The organism is Acinetobacter chinensis (assembly GCF_002165375.2).
Taxonomy (GTDB): Bacteria; Pseudomonadota; Gammaproteobacteria; order Pseudomonadales; family Moraxellaceae; genus Acinetobacter; species Acinetobacter chinensis.
Map to the genome: position 1 here is coordinate 1188654 of NZ_CP032134.1, position 23235 is coordinate 1211888.

The 23235-nt window shown below is 43.4% G+C and carries 18 protein-coding genes and 2 pseudogenes; 12 read left to right on the forward strand and 8 right to left on the reverse strand.

The window, feature by feature from the left end; translation table 11 throughout:
* The first annotated feature begins 53 nt into the window (after positions 1-53).
* Positions 54-1505, forward strand: a complete 1452-nt coding sequence (locus CDG60_RS06425; protein WP_087511164.1) for an OmpA family protein — start codon at positions 54-56, stop codon at positions 1503-1505.
* A gap of 298 nt (positions 1506-1803) precedes the next feature.
* The gene (locus CDG60_RS06430) at positions 1804-2559 is read left to right on the forward strand and encodes a class II aldolase/adducin family protein (protein WP_264757139.1); all 756 of its coding nucleotides are present in this window, start codon (positions 1804-1806) and stop codon (positions 2557-2559) included.
* A gap of 63 nt (positions 2560-2622) precedes the next feature.
* On the opposite strand, the gene CDG60_RS06435 is transcribed toward CDG60_RS06430, so the two are convergent.
* The 3 genes from CDG60_RS06435 to CDG60_RS06445 all read right to left on the reverse strand — a co-directional run bounded on the left by CDG60_RS06435 (position 2623) and on the right by CDG60_RS06445 (position 6786).
* Positions 2623-3603, reverse strand: coding sequence for a Tim44 domain-containing protein (locus tag CDG60_RS06435; protein ID WP_087511167.1), 981 nt, complete (start codon positions 3601-3603; stop codon positions 2623-2625).
* Positions 3604-3895: 292 nt separating this feature from the next.
* On the reverse strand, positions 3896-5287 hold the full coding sequence (gene radA / locus CDG60_RS06440) for a DNA repair protein RadA (RefSeq protein ID WP_087511169.1): 1392 nt from the start codon (positions 5285-5287) through the stop codon (positions 3896-3898).
* Between the two features lie 143 nt (positions 5288-5430).
* On the reverse strand, positions 5431-6786 hold the full coding sequence (locus CDG60_RS06445) for an alanine/glycine:cation symporter family protein (protein WP_087511170.1): 1356 nt from the start codon (positions 6784-6786) through the stop codon (positions 5431-5433).
* A 343-nt stretch (positions 6787-7129) separates the two neighbouring features.
* On the opposite strand from CDG60_RS06445, the gene CDG60_RS06450 reads away from it, so the two are divergent.
* On the forward strand, positions 7130-8527 hold the full coding sequence (locus CDG60_RS06450) for an amino acid permease (protein WP_087511172.1): 1398 nt from the start codon (positions 7130-7132) through the stop codon (positions 8525-8527).
* A 149-nt stretch (positions 8528-8676) separates the two neighbouring features.
* Positions 8677-8892: an LPS translocon maturation chaperone LptM gene (lptM, locus tag CDG60_RS06455; protein WP_087511174.1), complete on the forward strand. Its 216-nt coding sequence runs from the start codon at positions 8677-8679 to the stop codon at positions 8890-8892.
* 14 nt (positions 8893-8906) lie between these two features.
* Here the strand turns inward: lptM and CDG60_RS18590 are convergent.
* A pseudogene (locus CDG60_RS18590) lies at positions 8907-8957 on the reverse strand (hypothetical protein); the annotation flags it as partial.
* Between CDG60_RS18590 and lysA the strand changes: the two are divergent.
* The 4 genes from lysA to CDG60_RS06475 all read left to right on the forward strand — a co-directional run bounded on the left by lysA (position 8953) and on the right by CDG60_RS06475 (position 12779).
* Positions 8953-10176 (forward strand): diaminopimelate decarboxylase, encoded by a 1224-nt coding sequence (gene lysA, locus CDG60_RS06460; protein ID WP_394357258.1) that lies wholly within the window; start codon positions 8953-8955, stop codon positions 10174-10176. The pseudogene CDG60_RS18590 and the gene lysA overlap by 5 nt on opposite strands.
* A gap of 5 nt (positions 10177-10181) precedes the next feature.
* Positions 10182-11027 carry a diaminopimelate epimerase gene (gene dapF / locus CDG60_RS06465; RefSeq protein WP_087511177.1) on the forward strand — a complete coding sequence of 282 codons (846 nt, stop codon included), beginning with the start codon at positions 10182-10184 and terminating at the stop codon, positions 11025-11027.
* 194 nt (positions 11028-11221) lie between these two features.
* Positions 11222-12148: a site-specific tyrosine recombinase/integron integrase gene (gene xerA, locus CDG60_RS06470; RefSeq protein WP_087511179.1), complete on the forward strand. Its 927-nt coding sequence runs from the start codon at positions 11222-11224 to the stop codon at positions 12146-12148.
* A gap of 259 nt (positions 12149-12407) precedes the next feature.
* A complete protein-coding gene (locus CDG60_RS06475; protein ID WP_087511181.1) occupies positions 12408-12779 on the forward strand; it encodes a hypothetical protein in 372 nt (123 codons plus the stop codon).
* On the opposite strand, the gene CDG60_RS06480 is transcribed toward CDG60_RS06475, so the two are convergent.
* Positions 12706-13299 carry a GNAT family N-acetyltransferase gene (locus tag CDG60_RS06480; protein ID WP_087511182.1) on the reverse strand — a complete coding sequence of 198 codons (594 nt, stop codon included), beginning with the start codon at positions 13297-13299 and terminating at the stop codon, positions 12706-12708. The two genes, CDG60_RS06475 and CDG60_RS06480, sit on opposite strands and share 74 nt — an antisense overlap.
* A 568-nt stretch (positions 13300-13867) precedes the next feature.
* Here CDG60_RS06480 and CDG60_RS06485 point away from each other — a divergent pair.
* From CDG60_RS06485 to gyrA, 4 genes are all read left to right on the forward strand, one after another.
* Positions 13868-14620, forward strand: coding sequence for an electron transfer flavoprotein subunit beta/FixA family protein (locus CDG60_RS06485; protein ID WP_087511183.1), 753 nt, complete (start codon positions 13868-13870; stop codon positions 14618-14620).
* A gap of 17 nt (positions 14621-14637) precedes the next feature.
* Positions 14638-15570: an FAD-binding protein gene (locus CDG60_RS06490; RefSeq protein ID WP_087511184.1), complete on the forward strand. Its 933-nt coding sequence runs from the start codon at positions 14638-14640 to the stop codon at positions 15568-15570.
* Positions 15571-15962: 392 nt separating this feature from the next.
* Positions 15963-16616: a hypothetical protein gene (locus tag CDG60_RS06495; RefSeq protein WP_087511186.1), complete on the forward strand. Its 654-nt coding sequence runs from the start codon at positions 15963-15965 to the stop codon at positions 16614-16616.
* Positions 16617-16884: 268 nt separating this feature from the next.
* On the forward strand, positions 16885-19857 hold the full coding sequence (gene gyrA / locus CDG60_RS06505; protein ID WP_087511188.1) for a DNA gyrase subunit A: 2973 nt from the start codon (positions 16885-16887) through the stop codon (positions 19855-19857).
* Between the two features lie 88 nt (positions 19858-19945).
* Here the strand turns inward: gyrA and CDG60_RS06510 are convergent, their stop codons facing one another.
* The 3 genes and pseudogenes from CDG60_RS06510 to CDG60_RS06520 all read right to left on the reverse strand — a co-directional run.
* The gene (locus CDG60_RS06510; RefSeq protein ID WP_087511190.1) at positions 19946-21043 is read right to left on the reverse strand and encodes an ABC transporter permease; all 1098 of its coding nucleotides are present in this window, start codon (positions 21041-21043) and stop codon (positions 19946-19948) included.
* A 3-nt stretch (positions 21044-21046) separates the two neighbouring features.
* Positions 21047-22168 (reverse strand): ABC transporter permease, encoded by a 1122-nt coding sequence (locus CDG60_RS06515; protein WP_087511694.1) that lies wholly within the window; start codon positions 22166-22168, stop codon positions 21047-21049.
* A gap of 11 nt (positions 22169-22179) precedes the next feature.
* Positions 22180-23142: pseudogene (locus CDG60_RS06520) on the reverse strand (HlyD family secretion protein); the annotation flags it as partial.
* Positions 23143-23235 lie beyond the last annotated feature (93 nt).

Consider the following 23235-nt stretch of genomic DNA (forward strand, 5'->3'; position numbering starts at 1 on the left):
TCATAAACTCCTGTTTCAGCAATGAATTTGCCCCTCGTGCATAAGGATAAATCATGTCAAAAAGAACATACTTATACAGTCTGGCTTTGTTACTCGTATTGAGTGCCTGTTCTAAAAAGCCTGAAAGTGAACCAGCAGAACAGGTTCAGACCAATGAACCTGTGGCTGAAGAAAAAAAAATTGCTCAGGTTCAGACCTTTGATCTGAACAAAATTCCATTGTCAGAATATGTCCTGGGTGCATTTCCTTATCTGGGATTGCCACAGGGCTATGAGTTCACTAAAAATCAGTCACAGACGCCAGAGCATGAAAAAGTACCTTTTTGGACGGGTACACATGTGGAATGGGTTGAGGGACGGTTATTCAGTGGGAAAATTCAGCCTCAGCAAGGCTATGAAGGGAGTTTCCTGGAAATACAGCGTAATTTTGAAGCACTGATTCAGTCTATGGGCGGTGTTGAAATTACAAACAGCTCGATTCCTAAGGAAACAGTGGATCAGGATTATGGGCAATTCAAAATTGATTATTACCAGGCGATGGGAAATATTTATGGCGAGCCTGCCCAGACATTTATCATTCGTCAGGCTGATAGAAGTATCTGGGTTCATCTTGTCAAAGATGGAGAAAATCAGGCTAGTCTGATGATTCTGGAAACCAGGCCTGTAGAGCAGACCTCAGATGTCCTGAAAGAATTTCCTTATCTGAGTCTACCTCGGGGTTATGAATATCATCGAAAAGAAGAAACAGGTTTTGCCCGGATTCCTGTCTGGACAGGGCAGCAGTTTGAGTGGATTGAAGGGAGGCTGATGGCTTCCTATGTCACAGGAACCCGAGATTATAAAGATCAGGCGAGTTATCTGGAAATTCAGAAAAATATTGATGGGGTCGTTAAAAAGCTGAATGGTGTTCTGGTCACGCAAAGTATTGTTCCACAAAATATTGCTGAACAGCTGCCTGAAGATCTACGTATGAAATACAATACTAATTACAGCGGTATCACGAAGCATCCAGTCACAACCTATAAAGTTCCTTTACATGATCGGGAGCTTTGGGTACAGGTAAATTATTCAAGCCATAAAAATGCAGGTTTAATGGTACTCGAAACCAAAAAAATTCAGATTACAGCTCAGGCGATTGCTGCTGAAGAAATGAAAAAGCAGCTGGATAACAATGACCGTGTACGCCTGGACATCAATTTTGCAACAAACTCGGCAGAGGTTTTGCCGGAATCCCGTGGACAGATTGATCAGATCACTCAGCTGTTAAAAGATCATCCTGATCTTGCTCTGCAAATTCATGGGCATACAGATGATATCGGGGATGTCCAGTACAATCAGCAGCTCTCAGAGCGACGTGCAAAGAGTATTGTCCAGTTGCTGACTCAGGCAGGTATTGCTCCAAAGCGTTTAAAGGCACAGGGTTTTGGAAACAGTCAGCCTGTTGCAGATAATAATACGCCTGAGGGTAAAGCGAAAAACAGACGGGTTGAGCTGATAAAGCTTTAATCTGTTTCGTATCTGAATTGAACAGCCGATTTAAGTACGGGTTTCTCTGGATGTGATGTATAGCAGTTTACTTATCTTTAAAGACAAACCATATGATGTATGATCGGACTTTATAAAGTTCAGGTATTCAAAAGTGACTTAAAACACTCTGTATAAACAGAGTGTTTTTTTATTCAGTAAAGACTGGTCGCAACAGTGGCGTATTTATATCAGCATCTGTTTGAAAGTTTATAAATTTTCAGTAATGTATAAGCAAGCACGAAATAATTTTAATAATGAGTCAGACAAGGAAAGTACTGTGAAAAAACGACCAGCAAAAATCAGTAAAACAGAATGGCAAGCCCGCTGTGAACTGGCTGCTTTATATCGCTTGATTGCCTGGTACTGCATGACAGATTTAATTGATACGCATATCAGTCTGAGAGTACCTGGTGAGCCTGAACATTTTCTGATTAACCGTTACGGTGTCACTTTTGATCAGATGAAAGCCTCAGATCTGGTCAAAATAGACCATGAAGGCAATATTGTTGAAAAATATGATCAGGGCAAAATGGTCAATGTCGCAGGTTTTGTCATTCATTCAGCCTTACATCATGCACGGGATAATATTCACTGTGTCATTCATACACATACTGCCGATGGTGTTGCTGTTTCAGCTCAGGAAAAAGGATTGCTGCCTTTATCCCAGCATGCACTGAAGTTTTATAACAATATTGCTTATCATGAGTATGAAGGCATTGCATTTTCCACGGATGAGCGTGAGCGGCTGGTTCAGGATATGGGTAATTATCGCTGTATGATTTTACGCAATCATGGATTACTGGCGACGGGAAACAGTGTTGCTCGCGCATTTCATGAAATTTACTTTCTGGAAAGAGCCTGTCAGATTCAGATTAAAGCAATGAGCAGTGCTGAATTACATACACCATCTAAAGAGGTCTGTGAATATACGGTGAAGCAGTTTGAAAGTGATGCTGCTGAACCGATTATTCAGGCAGCATGGCATGCCGCTTTAAGTCTGATCAGGGATCAGCGGAAAGATTATTGTTCATGAATGTATGCAAATAAAAAAATGGAGCATTAAGCTCCATTTTTTATTTAACCTGAAATGCGTGTATTAAGCAGCTTGCTGAATACCTGCAACCAGCCAGTCCTGGCTTGAACCCGCAGGTTTTACAAAATGCCAGATTTCAGCAAAAGGCTGAGGCAGACTGTTCAGGTCTTCGCTGACAGTTCCTGTGAAGCGGACACTGACAACATACTGACCATTTTCAGTTGCTGAATCTGCAATCATGGCATTCAGGTTGGAAAACTCTGCTACGTCCTGATCCTGATTTGCCATGATGTCGTTATACATGGACTGATACAGATCAGGCGTCAGATAACGCTGAATTTCACTGATGTTACTTGCAGTGTTCATGGACTGAATATGGTTGAAGCGTTGACGTGCTACACGCAGGAATGCTGCTGGCTCAGTACCGTCAGGTAACTGATTGCCACTGTTGGTATAGGCTGTTCCACCCGCAGGCGCAGCACCGAATGGTGCATTTGAACCATTATTCGAACCACCGACTGACTGACCAAAAATATTGGTATTGTCACCACCGGTAGAGCGTGGTGCTGCATTCTGACCAAACGGAGCATTATTTGCTCCATTGTTTGGTGCAAAAGGATTGTTAGCTGCTAATTTTTTTTTTGCGCCTAACTTACGGAAAATGAAGAAGGCGACAGCTGCTGCAAGAAGAATCCAGATCCATCCGGGGATTCCACCTTTTTCTTCCTGTGCTGTTTCAGCAGCGCTGGCAGGACGGTCATCCGCCATGGCATTTGCTGCTACTGCACCAATAGCCGCACCTGCAACACCCGCAGCAACCATACCACCTACACCAGGACCTGATTTCTGTGGAGTTGTAGCAGGAGCAGCTGGCTGCTGAGCAGGCGTAGCCTGACGCGGTTGTTGATAAGACTGGCTGGATGTCGCTGAACGGCTCATGCCATGGCTTTTACCGCCACCTGCACGTTTTGCTTCAGCCATTGGTGCAATGACCAGTGTAGCCATCAAAAGACCTGCAACCCAGCTGCGCTGTCGAACTTCCATTGAAATTTCCTGTATAGAGATAAAATGTCAGGTATATATATGCAGTCTTTTCAGGTAAATTTCAATTGCTTTGCGAATTATTTGCCCAGAAATTCACATAAAATAACGAATATCCGGCATGTTTTTTTAATTTTGATCAGCGTGTTATAACTGTATGAAAATACTCATGTAAATGGGTGTGTTGAGGATTTTCGTATATTGGGAATAGCTTGGGTTATTCGGTAGAAATGACCTCATAAAACTGCTGTATTCTCATGTGGTCAGATGGTGAGTAAAAAATGATCTCCTGACACTAATTCAGTTCATCACTGAGCTGACTGGCTTCAGTGAGTGCTTCGTGCAGACGGGCAACCGAGATGATCTGTACTCCCGGAATGGCTTTTTGAGGTGCATTACCACGGGGAACAATAATATATTTAAAGCCGTGCTTAATGGCTTCTTTGAGGCGTTCCTGTCCATTGGGTACAGGACGTATTTCACCTGACAGTCCGACTTCACCAAATACAGCCAGTTGCTGTGGTAGGGCTTTCCCCCGCAGACTGGATGCACATGCCAGCAGGACAGCCAGGTCGGAACCTGTTTCAGTAATTTTGAGTCCACCCACGACATTGACATAAACATCCTGTCCGGCGGTCTGTACACCGCCATGACGATGCATTACAGCAAGCAGCATATTCAGACGGTTCTGTTCCAGACCTAAAGCCACACGTCGGGGCTGACCATGCGCATCATCCACAAGTGCCTGTACCTCAACCAACAGAGGGCGTGTACCTTCACGACTGATCATGACAATCGAACCTGGAATGGCTTCATCATAACGACTGAGAAAAATGGCAGATGGATTGGCAACTTCGCGCAGTCCTTTATCGGTCATGCCAAAGACACCGAGTTCATTGACCGCACCAAAGCGGTTTTTCACAGCTCTGATCATACGGAATCTGGAATCTGCCTGACCTTCAAAATACAGCACGCAGTCCACCATATGTTCTAGTACACGGGGACCTGCAAGTGAACCTTCTTTGGTGACATGACCAACAATAAACAGTGCAGTGCCGCTGTTTTTTGCAAATCGGGTCAGTAGAGCAGCAGATTCACGGATCTGTGATACACCACCTGGAGCTGACTGCAAAGTTTCTGTATAGAGTGTCTGAATAGAGTCCAGAATGGCAACTGCCGGGCGTTCGTGTGCAAGTACCTCACAGATCCGTTCCACACAGGTTTCTGCCATGACTTTCAGTTTATCTGTCGGCAAATCAAGTCGGTTGGCACGTAATGCCACCTGGGAAAGTGATTCCTCACCCGTCACATACAGCGCTGAGCTGCTGGCAGCAGCCATATAGGTTGCAGTCTGTAAAAGAATAGTGGATTTGCCAATACCAGGGTCACCACCAATCAGCACAACTGAACCTGTCACAAGACCCCCACCCAGTACTCGGTCAAACTCACCGATACCTGTCGCTAGACGTGTTTCAGTGGAGACTGAAATTTTATTGAGCGTTGTGATGGCAGCAGCCTGACCCGCATAGCCGCCGCCCATTTTAGGAACAGCACGATGGCTGACGGCAGGTTGAATACTGACTTCAGTCAGACAGTTCCATTCACCGCAGTCAGAACACTGACCTGACCATTTTGGATGTTCAGTTCCACACTGTTCGCAGTGGTAAGCAGTTTTGACTTTGGCCATATTTCTGAGTCTGGTTGTCTGGTAAGCAGGCTACAGCATACAGAATATTTAAACTGAAATGAAACCTCAGCATGCAGACCCGAATGATCTGCCCATAAAAAAGCCACCCGAAGGTGACGGATTGAATTTCTGGCTGGAAAATATCAGTAAAGTTCGCCAGATTTCCTTTTTGCCAGGAAGTCTTTGGTCTCTTTGACAATAACCCCTGACAGCAGTAATAAAGCAATCAGGTTGGGTACAGCCATCAGACCATTGAAGGTGTCTGCAAACAGCCACACTAGATCCAGCGTAGCCACTGTGCCAATAAACACTGTAGCGATATAGATAATACGGTAGATCAGAACAAACTTTTCACCCAGCAGATAAGTCGCACATTTTTCACCGTAGTAACACCAGCCTAAAATGGTCGAATAAGCAAAGAAAATAATACCGAAGGTCACGACCCAGCCCCCGATACCTGGTAGCAGACGGTCAAAAATATGTGTGGTCAGAACAGCGCCTGTTTCTGTACCAAAGGTGTTACCCGCCACCAGATAGCCCATCACCAGTACGATACCGGTAATGCTGCAGACAATAATAGTGTCAATGAAAGTACCTGTCATAGAGACCAGACCCTGACGCACAGGGTGGTCAGTTTTTGCAGCAGCAGCAGCAATTGGAGCCGAACCCATACCGGCTTCATTGGAGAATACACCACGGGCTACACCGTAACGGATCACTGCACCGATTGCACCACCAGCAACTGCCTGACCTGTAAATGCATCAACAAAGATCAGTTTCAGTGCAGGAACAACAAGTTCAAGGTTGGTCAGAATAATGGCCAGACCACCGAGTACATAACCAATCGCCATGATTGGTACAATAAAGGATGAAGCTTTCGCAATGGATTTGATCCCACCTAAAATCACCAGTGCGGAAAAAGCAGTAATGACAATGCCGGTAATCCATGTTTCTATACCCATACTGTTCTGGACGGCAAGCGCAACAGTATTGGACTGAACGGAACTGCCAATACCAAATGAAGCAATCGTACCGAACAGCGCAAAAAGAACAGCCAGCCACTTCCATTTCAGTCCGTGTTCAATGTAGTACATCGGACCACCGGATTTTTGCCCATTTTCATTGTTGACACGGTATTTAACGGCCAGTACAGCTTCACCATATTTGGTTGCCATACCCGCAAGTGCAGTCATCCACATCCAGAACACAGCACCGGGACCACCCAGGACACAGGCAGTTGCAACACCTGCAATGTTACCGGTACCAATGGTGGCTGAAAGTGCTGTCATTAGTGCTGCAAAGTGTGAAATGTCACCATCATTTGACTTGGAATTTTCATGTTTACCAAAGACCTGTTTAAAGGCAAATGGCAGTAATCTGAACTGAAGAAACATCAATCGAAGAGTCAGGAATACGCCCGTACCAACCAGCAGTACCAGCATATAAGGTCCCCAGACCCATCCACTTAAGGTTTCCATAATACTTTGTATGTTTTGCATAATAAATTCTTCTTATATTCCGGTTTATAAAGCAGCTTAATGCTGATGTTTATGCAAAAAGCAAAATCAGTGCCACAACAGGTCTTCCTGACCTTTAATTCACATCATTTTTCTGTGAATGATCACTATTTATGACACAGAAAAAGAGGCGATTACAAGAAGAAATGCGGTGGAATTATGATTTTCCTGAAATAGTCAATCACCCAGATGGGTAATAAAAGATAAGAAAAATAAATAAATCTGAATGATCTGTTAGGAAAAATTGATAGTCATAAAAATGTTTTGTCATTTTTGATTGTTTTAAGATAATTTGTTGTCATCAATTCCTTAGATGAATTAAATAATGTCAAATGAAAATATTACTCTCCAGGAAGAGGGTGAGGATCTAAAGCGGAGTCTGTCCAATCGGCACCTTCAGTTAATTGCCATTGGTGGTGCAATTGGAACAGGGCTGTTTATGGGGTCAGGAAAAACCATCAGCCTGGCAGGACCATCCATACTGTTTATTTATATGATTATTGGTCTGATGGTTTTTTTCGTGATGCGTGCGCTGGGCGAATTACTGCTTTCCAATCTTCAATACAAATCATTTATTGATTTTTCAACTGATCTGATTGGTCCATGGGCAGGATATTTTGTCGGTTGGACCTACTGGCTGTGCTGGATTACGATTGGTATTGCGGATCTGTCAGCGATTATTTATTACCTGCAGTTCTTTAACCATGGTGTTCCTTTCAGTCCTATGGAAGGGGTCATGATCAGTATCGCCTCCATTGTTTTCATCATGGGTTTAAACCTCATGACAGTAAAACTGTTTGGTGAGCTGGAGTTCTGGTTTGCTTTAATCAAGATCATCGCCATTGTTGTACTGATTTTAGCCGGACTCTGGATGATTTTTACAGGATTTACCTCAGAAGCGGGACAGGTTGCCTCCTTTACAAACTTATGGAATCACGGGGGGATGTTCCCAACTGGAGCTGATGGCTTCCTGGCAGGGTTCCAGATTGCGATTTTTGCTTTTGTCGGGGTGGAACTGGTCGGTACAACGGCTGCGGAAACTAAAGATCCTGAAAAGAATTTGCCTAAGGCAGTCAACTCAATTCCAATCCGTATCATTATCTTCTATGTACTGGCACTGCTGATCGTGATGTCTGTTACGCCGTGGAATAAAATTGATCCAAATATCAGTCCCTTTGTAAATCTGTTCAGTCAGGCAGGTATTGCAGCAGCAGCGATCATCATGAATCTGGTGGTGCTGTCTTCGGTGATGTCATCCATGAACAGTGGTGTATTTTCTACCAGCCGTATGCTGTTTGGTCTGTCCCGCGAAGAACAGGCACCAAAACCTTTTGGTCGTCTGAACCGTCGTGCAGTACCGGCAAATGCACTGTATTTCTCAGCGGTCTGTCTGCTGTTAGGCGCTGCATTACAGTATTTTGTACCTGATACAGTAAAGGCATTTACGCTGGCCACCACATTATCCACGATTCTGTTTATTCTGGTCTGGATCATTATTCTGTGGAGCTACCTGGTCTACTATAAAACCCGTCCAGAACTGCATGCAAAATCGACCTTTAAGCTGCCTGGTGGACCATTGACCTGTTATGTTGTGATTACATTCTTTATTGGTGTGATTTATGTGCTGTCACTTCAGGAAGACACAATGCAGGCATTAATGGTGAGTCCATTATGGTTACTGATACTGGCGATAGGTTATGTCTGCTTTTATAAGAAAAAATAATCATAAGCATCAGTATTAATTCCAATATAAAACGCCAGCTGTAGTCTGGCGTTTTTTGTATTCCCACGATAAGCTAATACTGTGTTTAGCACTTTGGTCAGACAGCCGATCAGGTTATACTTCCTGAAAATTAACTAATAGGTGGTCAGATGCGTTCAGTTATTTGCTGTATGAGTCTTATTACTGTGATTTCAGCCCTGGCAGGTTGTGGTCAGACAGGTGCATTACAACTGCCTTCAGATCCTGATTATGATAAGCGGGCAAAATACCTGCTACATTCAGACTCAGCAGAAAAGGCTCCTCAAAACAGTGAGTCTGCCGGTCAGGCTGACGTTGTTGCTGCATCTGAAGCAGTGACTGAATAATTCGCTTTAAATTTTTATTGAAAGGATACATTCATGAGTTTCTCCCGCATTAATGGGGTATTGCATGCAGAGCAGTGTTCACTGGATCAGCTCGCACAGCAATTTGGTACACCGCTATACGTTTATTCGAAAGCTAAATTTGAACAGCATTATTCAGATATGGATAAGGCATTTGAATTTATTGATCATCAGATCTGTTTTGCGGTGAAATCCAACTCCAATATTGCGGTACTGAATGTTCTTGCAAAAATGGGCTCTGGTTTTGATATTGTGACCGGAGGTGAGCTTGCACGTGTGCTGGCTGCCGGTGGCGATGCATCGAAAATTGTATTTTCAGGTCTTGGGAAAACAGAAGCAGATATTCAGAAAGCCTTGGAAGTCGGTATTGCCTGTTTTAACGTTGAGTCCTATGCAGAGCTTGACCGGATTCAGAAAGTTGCAGCGCAGATGAATAAAAAAGCGCCAGTTTCTCTGCGTGTCAATCCAGATGTTGATGCAAAAACACATCCGTATATTTCAACAGGTCTTAAAGAAAACAAATTTGGTATCCCTTCTGATGCCGTATTTGAGACTTATCAGTATGCGGCATCACTGGCAAATCTGGATGTAGTCGGTATTGACTGCCACATCGGATCTCAGCTGACTGAAACTCAGCCTTTTGTGGACGCACTTGACCGTGTGATCAGTATGATTGACCGTCTCAAAGAGATGGGTATTCAGCTGAAACATATTGATATCGGTGGTGGTTTAGGTGTGACCTATAAAGATGAAACTCCACCGAGTGTCGTTGAATATGCAAATGCCATGCGTCCTGCATTGGAAAAACTGGGTTTAAAAGTTTATATGGAACCTGGTCGCAGCATTTCTGCAAATGCAGGTGTACTGGTGACTAAAGTGGATTTACTGAAACCGACCAGTCACCGTAACTTTGCCATTATTGATGCTGCAATGAATGACCTGATCCGTCCATCTTTATATCAGGCATGGATGGATATCCAGGTTGTTGCACCAAAAGCTGACGTGCAGACTGAAACCTGGGATATTGTGGGTGCAATCTGTGAAACAGGTGACTTCCTGGGTAAAGAGCGCGAGCTTGCACTTCAGGTCAATGATCACCTTGCTGTACTTGGTGCAGGTGCTTACGGATTTGTTATGAGTTCAAACTACAACAGCCGTGGTCGTGCTGCTGAAGTTATGGTGGATGGTGAAAAGGCACATCTGATCCGTCAGCGTGAGACGATTGAATCACTGTGGGAAAAAGAAAGTTTATTGCCTGAGGAGTAATACAGATGCTGCTTGAATTTACAAAAATGCATGGTCTGGGCAATGACTTTATGGTTGTCGATCTGATCAGCCAGCGGGCTTACTTTGATGCAATGACTATCCGTCGGTTGGCGGACCGTCATTTTGGGATCGGGTTTGATCAGTTGCTGATTGTTGAACCACCTGATTTTCCAAATGTAGACTTTAAATACCGCATTTTTAATGCAGATGGTTCTGAAGTTCAGCAGTGCGGTAATGGTGTCCGCTGTTTCGCACGTTTTGTTTATGAACATCAGCTGACAACCAAAACAAAACTGCGGGTTCAGACCTGTTCAGGCATTGTGGAACCAGAACTGGGTGCAAACGGCTGGGTACGTGTGAATATGGGCTACCCGAAATTTCTGCCCGAAGAAATTCCATTTACAGCCGATGAACCTGAGTCTCTGTATGACATTGATCTTCAGGACAATGAAAAACTGACGATTGATGTCGTTAACATGGGTAATCCTCATGCAGTGACCATCGTGTCAGATGTACTGACAGCTGATGTCGCAAAAATTGGTCCTCAGGTTGAATCCCATGCCCGATTCCCAGAACGTGTAAACGCTGGTTTTATGCAGATTGTGGATGACAAACATGCCCGACTTCGTGTGTTCGAGCGTGGCGTCGGTGAAACAATGGCGTGTGGTACAGGTGCATGTGCAGCAGCTGTTTCAGGTATGCGCCGTGGCTTGCTGGCTTCCAGTGTTGAAATTGAGCTGGCAGGTGGCAAACTTCAGATTGAATGGAAAGAGGGTGATGTGGTCTGGATGACTGGACCAACAGCAACCGTTTACGAAGGTCGTCTCGATCTGCGTTATTTCCAGAGCTGATTTTAATGTGTTCTAAAAGCCCTGACTGTTCAGGGCTTTTTTGATTTTGATGACAGTGAATGAGTGGATTATGAAAAGTAATTAGTTGATACAGAACAGATAAAATTTAAGTTTCAGGCATGTATATCTGTATTCGTGATTTGGTCAGTACTGCGTTATGATAAAGACAGAAATATCTTTTTAAATACCAGAATATGCAGATCAACCCATCTGAACTTTTAACAATGTGGCTGAAAGAGCGGGAGGTACAGAACCAGTCTCCTCATACTTTGCACGCCTACACCCGTGATGTCTCAGATTTTCTGAAATTCTGCGATGATCGGAAACTTCAGCTTGCTGATGTTGAAAGTACGGATTTACGTGAGTATCTTGCGCACAAAGTAGAGTATCAGCAACTCAGTCCAGGCAGCCTGCAAAGACTGTTGTCTGCCATCCGTCAGTTTATGAAATGGGCGGAAGAAAGTGGGTATCTGGCCTTTAATCCAGCGGATGATTTCAAACTGAAAAGGCAGTCCCGTCCATTACCCGGCATGATTGATATTGAAACAGTGAATCAGATCCTGGATCAGGCTGAGCCTGAAGCCGAGATTCCGAAACAGATGTGGTACCGCGATAAAGCCATTCTGGAGCTGTTGTACTCCAGTGGATTGCGTTTGGCAGAAGTGCAGGGGCTTAAAATAGGTGATATTGACTTTAACCGACAGCTGCTGCGTATCACAGGTAAAGGGAACAAGACCCGTATAGTTCCATTTGGCAGCAAAGCCAAAGATGCAGTGATGCACTGGCTGAAAGTCTATCCTTTATGGAATGGTGACTTTGTTAAAACAGCTCATGTTTTTATCACACAAAAAGGGAATCCGCTGGGTGCGAGGCAGATTGAAAACCGTGTGAAATATCAGGCTCTCAGAGCCGGTGTCAATGTAGACCTGCATCCACATCTTTTAAGACACTGCTTTGCCAGTCATATGCTGTCGGGCAGTCGTGATCTGCGGGCTGTTCAGGAAATGCTGGGACATAGTAACCTGAGTACGACACAAATCTATACTCATGTCGATTTTGACCATCTTGCGCAGGTCTATGATCAGGCACATCCCCGAGCACAGCTGCACAAAAAAACATAACAAATATCCGTCAGCAAAAATTGCTTGTTTTAGAATTTTTGTGTAAAAAGGACATAATTCAAGCAATTTTTTGTTTAAATGACTTGGAAAATGATTAAATCAGATGGCTTTTTGAACTATTGTAGAATAAGACAAACAGCATTTTTAGGGTATAAACAATAAACATAAACAGGGTGTGATGAGTTCAGAACGGAGTATCAGTCACGACGTTCAACCTGTCAGCCCCGCTGTAACAGAATGAAGATTGCGCAGGCAGAAAATGATTTCAGATATTCAGGAAAAATACGATCAGCTTACTCAGGCACAAAAAGACATTTTTGCCGGTTATGGTCTCAGACAGATTAAACACTTCGTTGAAATCAGTTTGCCGAAGGTTAAATCGGTATTGCCTGAACATACTCAGGTACAGGGTGTAAATGCTGAAGGAAAACTTCAGGCTGTCAATGCAGGTACACAACAGAACTACATCTGGATTTCGGACTTACAGTGGCAGTTGCGTAAGGTTGCTGTCATGCATATTGATACCAAAGAAGATTTTCAGAAAGTCTGGGAAATTTTTAACCTTGCACAATACGAACTGATTGATTTAAGCCATATTCACCGTGATTTTCTTGAAACGCTTCACGCGTAATTTTATACAGTAAGTGTTTTCTTAATGGATGATCCTGCTGTAATGCAGGATGATCAAAATCCTGAACATAATCCATTCCTAAACGGTGCATGACAGCCAGAGAAGGCTTATTCTGGCTGGCGGTAAAAGCCACCATTTCTGTTTTTCTCAGAATTTCAAATGCAAAATGCAAAGACGCTATTGCAGCTTCTGTTGCAAAACCTTGTCCCCAGCAGTCTGCACTTAAGCGCCAGCCTGTTTCCGTACATGGAGAAAATGAAAACTGTTCAGGCTGATCATGCAAACCGCTAAACCCAATAAACTGTCGACTGGCTTTTAACTCGATTGCCCAGACCCCCCAGCCCTGTGTATCTATGATGGTTCTGAATTTATCCGCCAGCGCTTTGTTTTGCTCATTGTTCAATAAGCCTGGGAAATATTTCATCACATCTGTGCACTGTCCCATTCTGTAAAAATAAGCATAATCGCAGTCCTTCCACTGACGTAAAATAAGTCGTGGGGTTTCAATACTGTAATTCATGGTGTCTTTTACCGTTATCAATTGCGTAATAATGCCCTGAAAAGGGATAGAAATTCAGATATAAATGACTGGATCACGATAAGAAATAAAGTCGGTATCGAGTAACTCATAAGTGCTTCATGTGCTTAAAAAAGTAATTTGTTACAGAATCGAGGAATGAATAGTTATTTTTTGTGAGTAAAACATCCTGAAAAGGGCAAAGAGCTATCTCAAATGACAGTTCGTAAACACCATGTTGACACATACTGGTATTAGGAAAGAGTGTATTTACTTATTGGAAACAAATCTTAAAAACAGCCTTTTTTTGTTTTAAATCTGACTGAAAAACAATATAAATCAATGTTTAATAATTTAATGAATCATGCTTTAATTCTTATCAGTACAACACGAATTAAAAAGTGTGAACGCATCGTTCAGGGAAAATTACGCATTTTTACAGCGTATTCGATAATTGTGACTTGACCGAAATGCCATACACATTGCAAGATAGGACACCTAAAAAATTTTAAGTGAAGAGTTATTATAACTTTTCTCAACATTTACATTTGCTAAAACAGCCGAGGATTACATGAAGGCTCTTGTTGCTGTAAAACGTGTGGTTGATGCCAACGTTAAAGTTCGCGTTAAACCGGACAATAGTGGGGTAGACCTTACTAACGTTAAGATGTCAATTAACCCATTCGATGAAATCGCAGTGGAAGAAGCGGTTCGCTTAAAAGAAAAAGGAACTGTTTCAGAAATCGTTGTTGTTTCTATTGGTCCTAAAGAAGCGCAGGAACAGATCCGTTCTGCTATGGCGCTTGGTGCTGACCGCGGTATTCTGGTTGAAGCTGACGACAGCCAGCTGGGTGCGCTTGAAATTGCTAAAATCCTGAAAGGAATCGTTGAAGCTGAACAGCCTCAGCTGGTTCTTCTGGGTAAACAGGCAATTGATGACGACTCAAACCAGGTTGGTCAGATGCTTGGTGCTTTACTTGGCGCAGGTCAGGGTACATTCGCTTCAGTTGTGACTGTAAATGGCGATAAAGTACAGGTTACACGTGAAGTTGACGGTGGTTTACAGACTGTAGAGCTGAACACTCCTGCGATCATCACGACTGACTTACGTTTGAACGAGCCACGTTATGCGGCACTTCCAAACATCATGAAAGCACGTAAGAAACCGCTTGATACTAAATCTCCAGCAGATTACGGCGTGACTGCAACTTCTAAACTGAAAACAGTTAAAGTTGAGCCACCTGCAGAGCGTAAAGCTGGCGTACAGGTGAAGTCTGTAGACGAGCTTGTTGAAAAACTTAAAAATGAAGCGAAAGTGATCTAATACAGAAGGATAAAATCATGAGTATTTTAGTTATCGCTGAGCACGACAATAAAGCACTGAACGGTGCAACATTAAACGTTGTAGCTGCTGCTCAGAAAATCGGTGGTGATATCACTGTATTGGTTGCAGGTTCTGGTGCTCAGGCAGTTGCAGATGCTGCTGCTAAAGTTGCTGGCGTAAGCAAAGTATTACTTGCTGATGATGCTGCTTATGCAAATCAGCTGGCTGAAAACGTTGCAAAATTAGTTGCTTCTATCGGTGCGGGTTATTCTCACATCCTTGCTGCTTCTACTACGACAGGTAAAAACATTTTACCTCGCGCTGCTGCACTTTTAGACGTAAGCATGATCACTGATATCATCGCTGTTGACGGTCCTAAGACTTTCAAACGTCCAATCTATGCAGGTAACGCGATTGCAACTGTAGAATCTGGCGAATCAGTTGTTGTTGCAACTGTTCGTGGTACTGCATTTGATGCGGTTGCTGCTGAAGGTGGTTCTGCTGCGGTTGAAGCTGCTGCTTCTACAGGTGATACAGGTATTTCCAAGTTCATTTCTGAAGAAATCGTGAAATCAGAACGCCCAGAATTAACTGCTGCGCGTATCGTTGTATCTGGTGGTCGTGGTGTAGCTTCTGGTGAAAACTACCACAAAGTACTTGATCCACTTGCTGACAAGCTTGGTGCTGCTCAAGGCGCTTCACGTGCTGCGGTTGATGCTGGCTTCGTTCCAAACGATATGCAGGTTGGTCAGACTGGTAAAATCGTTGCACCAGACTTGTACATCGCTGTAGGTATCTCTGGTGCGATTCAGCATCTGGCGGGTATGAAAGATTCTAAAGTGATCGTTGCGATCAACAAAGATGAAGAAGCACCAATCAATGCTGTAGCTGACTACTGGTTAGTTGGCGATCTGAATACTGTTGTTCCAGAACTGGTTTCTAAACTGTAATTCTGTAATAACGTTTCAAAAAACGTCTCAGAGATTGATCTGAGGCGTTTTTTTGTTGAAAAATTTAAGGGAATGGTCTGTACAGTGATAAATATGAAACGGAGTGTTCCATTGATGAGATAATCATTTAAATGTCTGAAAAATGCATGAAATATGCATCAAAATACTTATTTAAAATGAAAATATTCAGTTAAAAAACTGTTACTCATCATGGGTTAAGTTGAGATTTTATTAATAAAAGTCTGATAAAAAACAAGAAAAGTGATGAGATTGTCAATTATTATTAACAAAAATGCTAATCTTATGCATTTGATTTATTTGTGATATTATCCGCGAAGTTTTTTTGGCTTTACTCATCAGGCATGCCCTGTTCTACGGGTAAGGAGTTCGCTGTGCTGGTTGATACCCGACTGTCCTGGCCTGTAGTGGTCATTATTGTCTTTTGCTTTATATTTCCATTTCTTGCAGATTGGCATATTCCATTATTTGATGGCATGCTTGTACGTTCTGTGGAAGATATACAGGCAATCCTGCTGTTGTTTTTTGCAGGATTCAGTTTTTTTTATATAAAGCCATTTGCTTTAGCCGAAGGTAAAAAACAGTTCTGGCTTTGGGCGGTGCTGTGGTGGGTTTTACTTTTTGGCCGCAGTACAAGCTGGGGGCGTGATTATTTCCCAGAAGTGCCCCGGATATATTTCCATATACTTTCGGTACTGTTTATTGCACCTGTTGTGTTTATGCTTTTTTCAAGCGCATTACGCTCAGAAATAGCCATCAAATTCAGAACTTCGGCTGTTCCAGTGTGGGCATTTATGCTGGCAGTTGCGGGATTGATCATTTCTGACGGCGTGGAGCATGGCAGATTCTTTCATTCTGTTTTTCTGCATGATCTGAGTTATAAAGATCTGATAGAGGAACTCTATGAATTTCCTCTCATTCTTGGGTTATTCATGGTGACCTTTCAGCTGATGAAAAATGAGGTGCAGGCTGCTCATTCTGTTGTGAATGAACAGCAGCAGGAAATGAAACCTGCAGGTAAAGCTTAAAAAATTATTCTGTGCAGCAACGTAAAATTCAGTTTTTCTTTAACCTCTCAGCAGAGAGGTTTTTTATGTGTCCAATCTATTGTTCTGGTCGAAATAAACACAAAAATCATGGTTATAGTTGGGACTTCTTCTCACAAAAAACCGCTGTTCCATGCTATACTGTGCGACTGTATTTTTGATTTTGGCTCTCAGATTTAAGAGCTGAATTTTCACTGAATTTACGATATAAAATGCGGGCAGAATTCTGCTTGTATAACAAGGAGTATGCATGAGCGTATCGGAAATTAGACCGATTGCCATTGAGGATGAACTCAAGCACTCGTATCTGGATTATGCAATGAGCGTGATCGTATCACGTGCATTGCCAGATGTTCGGGACGGTCTAAAACCTGTTCATCGTCGTGTGCTTTTCGCAATGCACGAACTGGGCAATGACTACAACAAAGCGTACAAAAAGTCTGCCCGTGTTGTCGGTGATGTCATCGGTAAATATCACCCTCATGGTGATTATGCTGTTTACGAAACCATCGTCCGTATGGCGCAGGACTTCAGCTTGCGTTACCAGCTGGTGGATGGTCAGGGGAACTTCGGTTCGGTCGATGGCGACAGTGCAGCAGCAATGCGTTATACCGAAGTCCGGATGCGCAAACTGACGCATGAAATGCTTGCAGATCTTGAAAAAGATACCGTTGAGTGGGAAGACAACTATGACGGTTCAGAGCGCATTCCTCAGGTTATGCCGACCCGTATTCCCAACCTGCTGGTCAATGGTGTAACAGGTATTGCAGTGGGTATGGCGACCAATATGGCGCCGCACAACATGACTGAAGTCATTCATGCCTGCCTTGCATATGCTGAAAACCCAAATATTGCCATCGAAGGTCTGATGGAACATATTTCGGGTCCGGATTTCCCGACTGGCGGTATTATTTACGGTAAATCGGGTATTGTCGATGCATACCGTACCGGTAAAGGTCGTCTGCATATCCGTGGTAAATACCATATTGAAGAAGATCAGAAGTCTGGTCGCAGCACGATTGTCTTTACTGAAATTCCTTATCAGGTCAACAAAGCTAAAACCATTGAGCGTATCGCTGAACTGGTGAAAGAAAAGAAACTTGAAGGTATCTCTGAGCTTCGTGACGAATCTGATAAAGAAGGAATGCGTATTGCGATTGATCTGAAGCGTGGTGAAAACGCTGAAGTCATTGTCAATAATCTGTTCCTGAATACTCAGCTTGAAAACTCATTCAGCATTAACATGGTCTGCCTGGATAATGGTCAGCCTAAATTAATGAATCTGAAGGATATTATTGCTGCATTTATCCGTCACCGTCAGGAAGTTGTGACCCGTCGTACCATGTTTGAGCTGCGTAAAGCACGTGAGCGTGGACATATTTTAGAAGGTCTGACGGTTGCTTTAGCAAATATTGATGCAATTATTGAAACCATTAAAACTTCTGCAAATCCTCAGGAAGCGCGTGAACGCTTACAGGCGGGTGAATGGGCAGGCGGTGGAGTGGTTGCTTTGCTTGCTGCGGCAGGTTCTGTTTCAGTTCGTCCTGATGAAATTGAGGGTGAAGATCCGTCTAAACCATTTGGTCTGAATGGCGATATTTACCGTTTGTCTCCAGCACAGGTTGGTGCAATTTTAGAATTGCGTTTACACCGTTTAACAGGTCTGGAACAGGATAAATTACACGCAGAATATACTGAAATCTTAGGTCAGATTGCGGAACTGACAGCAATCCTGAATGATTTCAATTTATTGATGGGTGTGATTAAAGAAGAACTTTCACTGGTTCTGCAACAGTATGGCGATGCCCGTAAAACTGAAATTGTTGAATCGCGTATTGATTTCTCTCGTGAAGATTTAATTCCAGAAGAGCAGATGGTACTGACCGTATCTAAAACCGGTTATGCTAAAACTCAGCCATTGTCTGACTATGCAGCGCAACGTCGTGGTGGTCGTGGTAAATCTGCAACTTCAATGAAAGAAGATGATTACATTCAGCATCTGATCGTAACTTCAAGCCATGCAACCGTACTTTGCTTTACCAATGTCGGTAAAGTCTACCGTTTACGTGTATTTGAAGTACCTCAGGCTTCCCGCGGTGCGAAAGGTCGTCCGATGGTGAACCTGTTGCCACTGGATGCAGAAGAAACCATCACCGCGATTCTGCCGATGATTGAAGCGCCGAAGAAATTCACTGAGCGCCTGGTTGAATTCCGTAGTTTTGTCCGTAGCAATGTTGAAAAACTGCGTGAAAATGCCATCATTGATGGACATTATGAAGCGCTGAAATCTGCATTTGCAGAACTGGGTGAAAATCCGGATGATCTTTCTCCGGCTTTACGTACCCAGCTGAAAGAACTCAGTGCTGAACTGACGGCTTCTGACAGTGATGACAGTCTGGTTGCTGAGTTTGCAGAACGTGCTGAAAATGTCCGTAAAAACTTCTATGTCTTTATGGCAACTGAATTCGGTACGATTAAGCGTGTTGAACTGGAACAGTTCAGCAATGTACGTTCAAACGGTTTACGTGCAATTGAGCTGAACGAAGGCGATACCTTGATTGGTGTAGCGATCACAGACGGTGAACAGCAGATCATGCTGTTCTCAAATGAAGGTAAAGCAATCCGCTTTGCTGAAACTGATGTCCGTGCGATGGGTCGTTCTGCAAAAGGTGTCCGTGGTATGCGGGTAACGGTTGGAGCAGCTCAGGTCGAAGAGGCTGACGATACTGAATCAGATGATGAAGATACTTCCGATTCTGCATTTATCAGTCGTATTGTTTCCCTGGTTGTTGTTCCTGAAACAGGTGAAGTACTGTGTGCTTCTGAAAATGGTTACGGTAAACGTACCCCTGTAGACAACTTCCCAACCAAGAAACGTGGCGGTAAAGGCGTTATTGCAATTAAAACATCAGAACGTAACGGTGCGCTTGTTGGAGCTGTTGCAATTGATGCAAGCAAAGAGCTGATGCTGATTTCTGACGGTGGAACACTGGTTCGTACACGTGCTTCTGAAGTCGCAGAAACAGGTCGTAATGCACAGGGTGTCCGTCTGATCCGTTTAGGTCAGGACGAAATACTGGTTGGCGTGGAAGCAATTGAAGCGGTGGAAGAAGATATTATTGTAGATGAAAATACAGAAGTATCTGAGCATATCGTGGATGATGAGACCATTGTCGATACAACTGAAAATGAGTCAGATCTGAGAGAGTCAGAAGAAGACTGATTTTCAGAGACGTAAAAAAAGAGCGCTTCGGTGCTCTTTTTTTTTATGTCATTGATTTTGAAATACCAGTCTGGGTCTCAGACCATGATTATTTATGTCGCAATCTATAGTTTGCCCATAGCAGGCAAAAGGCTGTAAAGCACAGTAAATAAATCAGTTTGGGAATCACGGTACTGGTGGACACACCCATCTGATTTAACTGGATAAACATCTGTATGCCCTGTGTGGATGGCAGAATATTGCCCAACCATTGCATCCACTGGGGCATGGCAGCATGGGGCCACGCGGTGCCTGACAGTAAAAACAGCGGAATGGAACTGAAGACAATGACATGACCTGCACGTTCGGGCATATCCAGAAAAGAAGCTATGAGCAGGGTCAGGGCTATAATACAGCTGATAAAGACAGGTACAGCAAGCAGCATACCCCAGAAGTTTCCTCCATGCGGATAATCATAAAACCAGAATGTAAATCCAAATAAATAGAAGCACCCCAGACAGCCGATAGTGAGTATTGCTGTAAAAATCCCTATCAGTTCAGTGTGAGACGGTCGCCATTTTTTTTCACGGTAACCTGCGATCAGCATACTTAAGCCAAGCACAATCGTCTGATGGATAATCAGAGGAGCAATCGCAGGAAAAATATAGCTGCCATAGCCAGAAAGCACATTGAATAATGGAATCTGATGGATGGACAGAGCGGGCGAAAAGTGGGAAATATTTCCAAATTTTGCAGCCTGTTCTGCAACTGCATTTTCAATTGAACCTGCCAGTCCGAGACCAATCTGCTTGGTTTTTAAAAAATAGGCGGCACTCAGATAAAGTCCTATTCCTCCGGTTTCTCCACGATAAATACTGTTGGACAGGTTATGTGGCAGCAGCAGTATGCCATCGGCTTTCTGCTCACGGATCAGCTGCTCAGCAGCAGCAAAGTTTCCTGTAATGGACTGAATACGGACATTGGGACTTTTTGAGACTTCCTGAATAATCGTGGAAGTCATCAGGCTTTGTTCTTCATCAACAATCACGATCGGCAGTGATTCTGCATGTTCTGCTTTATAGGCGGTGGGATAAAAAAAACTGTAGAAAAAAACTGAAAGAATAAGAGTCGTCAGAATGGAACTGTTGGCGGCTATGTCTTTAAATGTTCTGATATAAAAGTGTAAGAAAGAGGTTGTTTTTTTCATTGCTTACACCTCAGTTTTCTTTTTCAGAACCAAGCTTGCGACTGCAAAATAAAACAGGCAGTAAAACAGTAAAACAGTAAAAGGAATGACAGAGATATTCAGCGGACTGCCAATCACCCATTGTTCAGTCTGCAGTTTTGCATAAGGGGTATAAGGAATAATATTCGCCCAGAATTTTGTGAATAAGGGTGCATTATTTAAGGGAAGGGTAACACCTGCAAAACTGAGGGAAGAACCACCATAAACCGCAATAAAGCCGAAAGTTTTAGCTAAATTTCCTGTTACCAGTACAACAGTCGCACTGATAAAGGCGTAAGCACTGTAAAACAGAATCTGAGCCAGCATGATCAGCCATAAGCTACCTGCGGTGAACCACCCACGAAACTCGATCAGCCAGATCATCCATAACCAGGTCCATAGTGTAAAGATCACCACATAGGTCATACATTTGGAAAATAAAGCTCCCCAGTGGGGTTGACCTGCTGTCCACTGATGCTGAGTGGAAAATTTGAATTCCTGTCCTACAGCAAAAGCAACACAGCAGCAGAGCAACAGATGTAAGATGGCTGGAATCATAAAAGGTTCAAGATAAAACTCATAACTTAAACCTGGGTTATACAGTGCTGAAATTTTGACATGCGGGGTAGGGGCTTGAATAAAAGGAATTTTCTGTTCAAGAAAACTGCTTCCCATAAAATCTGATGTTGCCTGTAATGTACTGACCAGCATGGCAGATGAAATAGTGTTGCCCACACTGAAATAACTCTGATTGAATGCAATTGCAATCTCAGCATCTTTTGCCTGAACAAGACGCTGTTCCGCACCAGGTGGAATCAGGACATAGCCCCAGATTCGGGTCTGATTCAGTAACTGTTCAGCTTCTTTTAAATTATCAGTCTGTATATAGATACTCAGTGTGTTGTTATGACTGATATATTTCTGAACAGTCTGACTTAAGGCACTGTGATCCTGATCAATCAGTGCAATGGGCAAGTGATCAGGTTTTCCCTGATAAAACATACAGCTGAATAAAACAATAATGAATGCAGGTACAACTGTGACCAGGCTGAGATCCCATTTATGACTGCGCAAATATTTTAATTCACGCAGAATTCCTGACCACAGTGCAGCAAACACTAGCGGGACTCCTGCACTTTGAAGAGTACACTCATGCCGACTTTCAGATCTGGAAGAGCTTGGACAGGTTCAAGATGGATTTTAAAACTGCGGATATCGTAACCCCCAGTCTGTCTGGTGGTTTTGATGGTGGCAAATTCACCTTCAGCTTCGATATGCTTAATTTTAAAACTGACGTTTTTCTTCAGGGCAGGAATATAACCTTCCATTGTCTTTGTTTTATACACCTGAGCATACTGATCTTCTCGGACATTCAGACTGACCCATAAATCATCGTCAAGCAGAATACTGACCACAGGTACAGCAGTAGCGACCAGTTCAGACACTTTGCCATACGTTTTGGATACGGTTCCATTCACAGGTGAAAGCAGCCGTGTTTCTGCTTCCAGAGCATTTGCTTCCGCAACAGCTGCATTGGCTATGGCAACCTGAGCATCTGCTCCTGACTGCTGTTCAGGGGTGCTTCCACGTTTTGCACGGGCATACTGCTGATAGGATGCTTCGGTCAACTGAGCTGCAGACTGAGCAGCTGCCTGCATTTCATCTTTACGTTGCCGTGAAATGACACCTTCCTTAAACAGTTTTTCTCCACGCTGGAAGGTTGTGACAGCCAGATGTTCCTGCGCTTTCATGCTTTGCCAGTTGGCATACAGTGTATCTATATTTTCCTGTTGTGAGCCACGTTCTGCGGTGGATTGAAGGGCGAGCGCAGACTGAAGCGCAGCAAGTGCCTGTTGTTTTTTTGCATCAACTTCAGGACTGAACAGACGTACAAGAGGCTGGTTCTTAGTCACTTTCTGACCGTCATGTACATAAAGTTCTTCAATACGGCTGGGTATTTTTGTGCTGACATGAACTGTTTCAGCTTCCACCCGACCCTGTAATTCTACGGTTTTAGGCTGATAGCTTTTCCACAGTCCAAAGGCAATCAGTCCCAGCAAGGCAATAATGATGATTGCAATGACAACTTTTTTCAGCGGGGACCCTGGATTGTCTTCGGTTGTTTCTGAAACTGCCTGTCCATTTTCTGTTGAAGGTGGTTCATTCACAGTTTC

Coding starts and splice junctions, on each gene's coding strand:
- CDG60_RS06425 (WP_087511164.1), top strand. CDS start 54: ATGTCAAAAAGAACATACTTATACAGTCTGGCTTTGTTACTCGTATTG.
- CDG60_RS06435 (WP_087511167.1), bottom strand. CDS start 3,603: ATGGAAGTTCGACAGCGCAGCTGGGTTGCAGGTCTTTTGATGGCTACA.
- radA (WP_087511169.1), bottom strand. CDS start 5,287: ATGGCCAAAGTCAAAACTGCTTACCACTGCGAACAGTGTGGAACTGAA.
- CDG60_RS06445 (WP_087511170.1), bottom strand. CDS start 6,786: ATGCAAAACATACAAAGTATTATGGAAACCTTAAGTGGATGGGTCTGG.
- CDG60_RS06450 (WP_087511172.1), top strand. CDS start 7,130: ATGTCAAATGAAAATATTACTCTCCAGGAAGAGGGTGAGGATCTAAAG.
- lptM (WP_087511174.1), top strand. CDS start 8,677: ATGCGTTCAGTTATTTGCTGTATGAGTCTTATTACTGTGATTTCAGCC.
- dapF (WP_087511177.1), top strand. CDS start 10,182: ATGCTGCTTGAATTTACAAAAATGCATGGTCTGGGCAATGACTTTATG.
- xerA (WP_087511179.1), top strand. CDS start 11,222: ATGCAGATCAACCCATCTGAACTTTTAACAATGTGGCTGAAAGAGCGG.
- CDG60_RS06475 (WP_087511181.1), top strand. CDS start 12,408: ATGATTTCAGATATTCAGGAAAAATACGATCAGCTTACTCAGGCACAA.
- CDG60_RS06480 (WP_087511182.1), bottom strand. CDS start 13,299: ATGAATTACAGTATTGAAACCCCACGACTTATTTTACGTCAGTGGAAG.
- CDG60_RS06485 (WP_087511183.1), top strand. CDS start 13,868: ATGAAGGCTCTTGTTGCTGTAAAACGTGTGGTTGATGCCAACGTTAAA.
- CDG60_RS06490 (WP_087511184.1), top strand. CDS start 14,638: ATGAGTATTTTAGTTATCGCTGAGCACGACAATAAAGCACTGAACGGT.
- gyrA (WP_087511188.1), top strand. CDS start 16,885: ATGAGCGTATCGGAAATTAGACCGATTGCCATTGAGGATGAACTCAAG.
- CDG60_RS06510 (WP_087511190.1), bottom strand. CDS start 21,043: ATGAAAAAAACAACCTCTTTCTTACACTTTTATATCAGAACATTTAAA.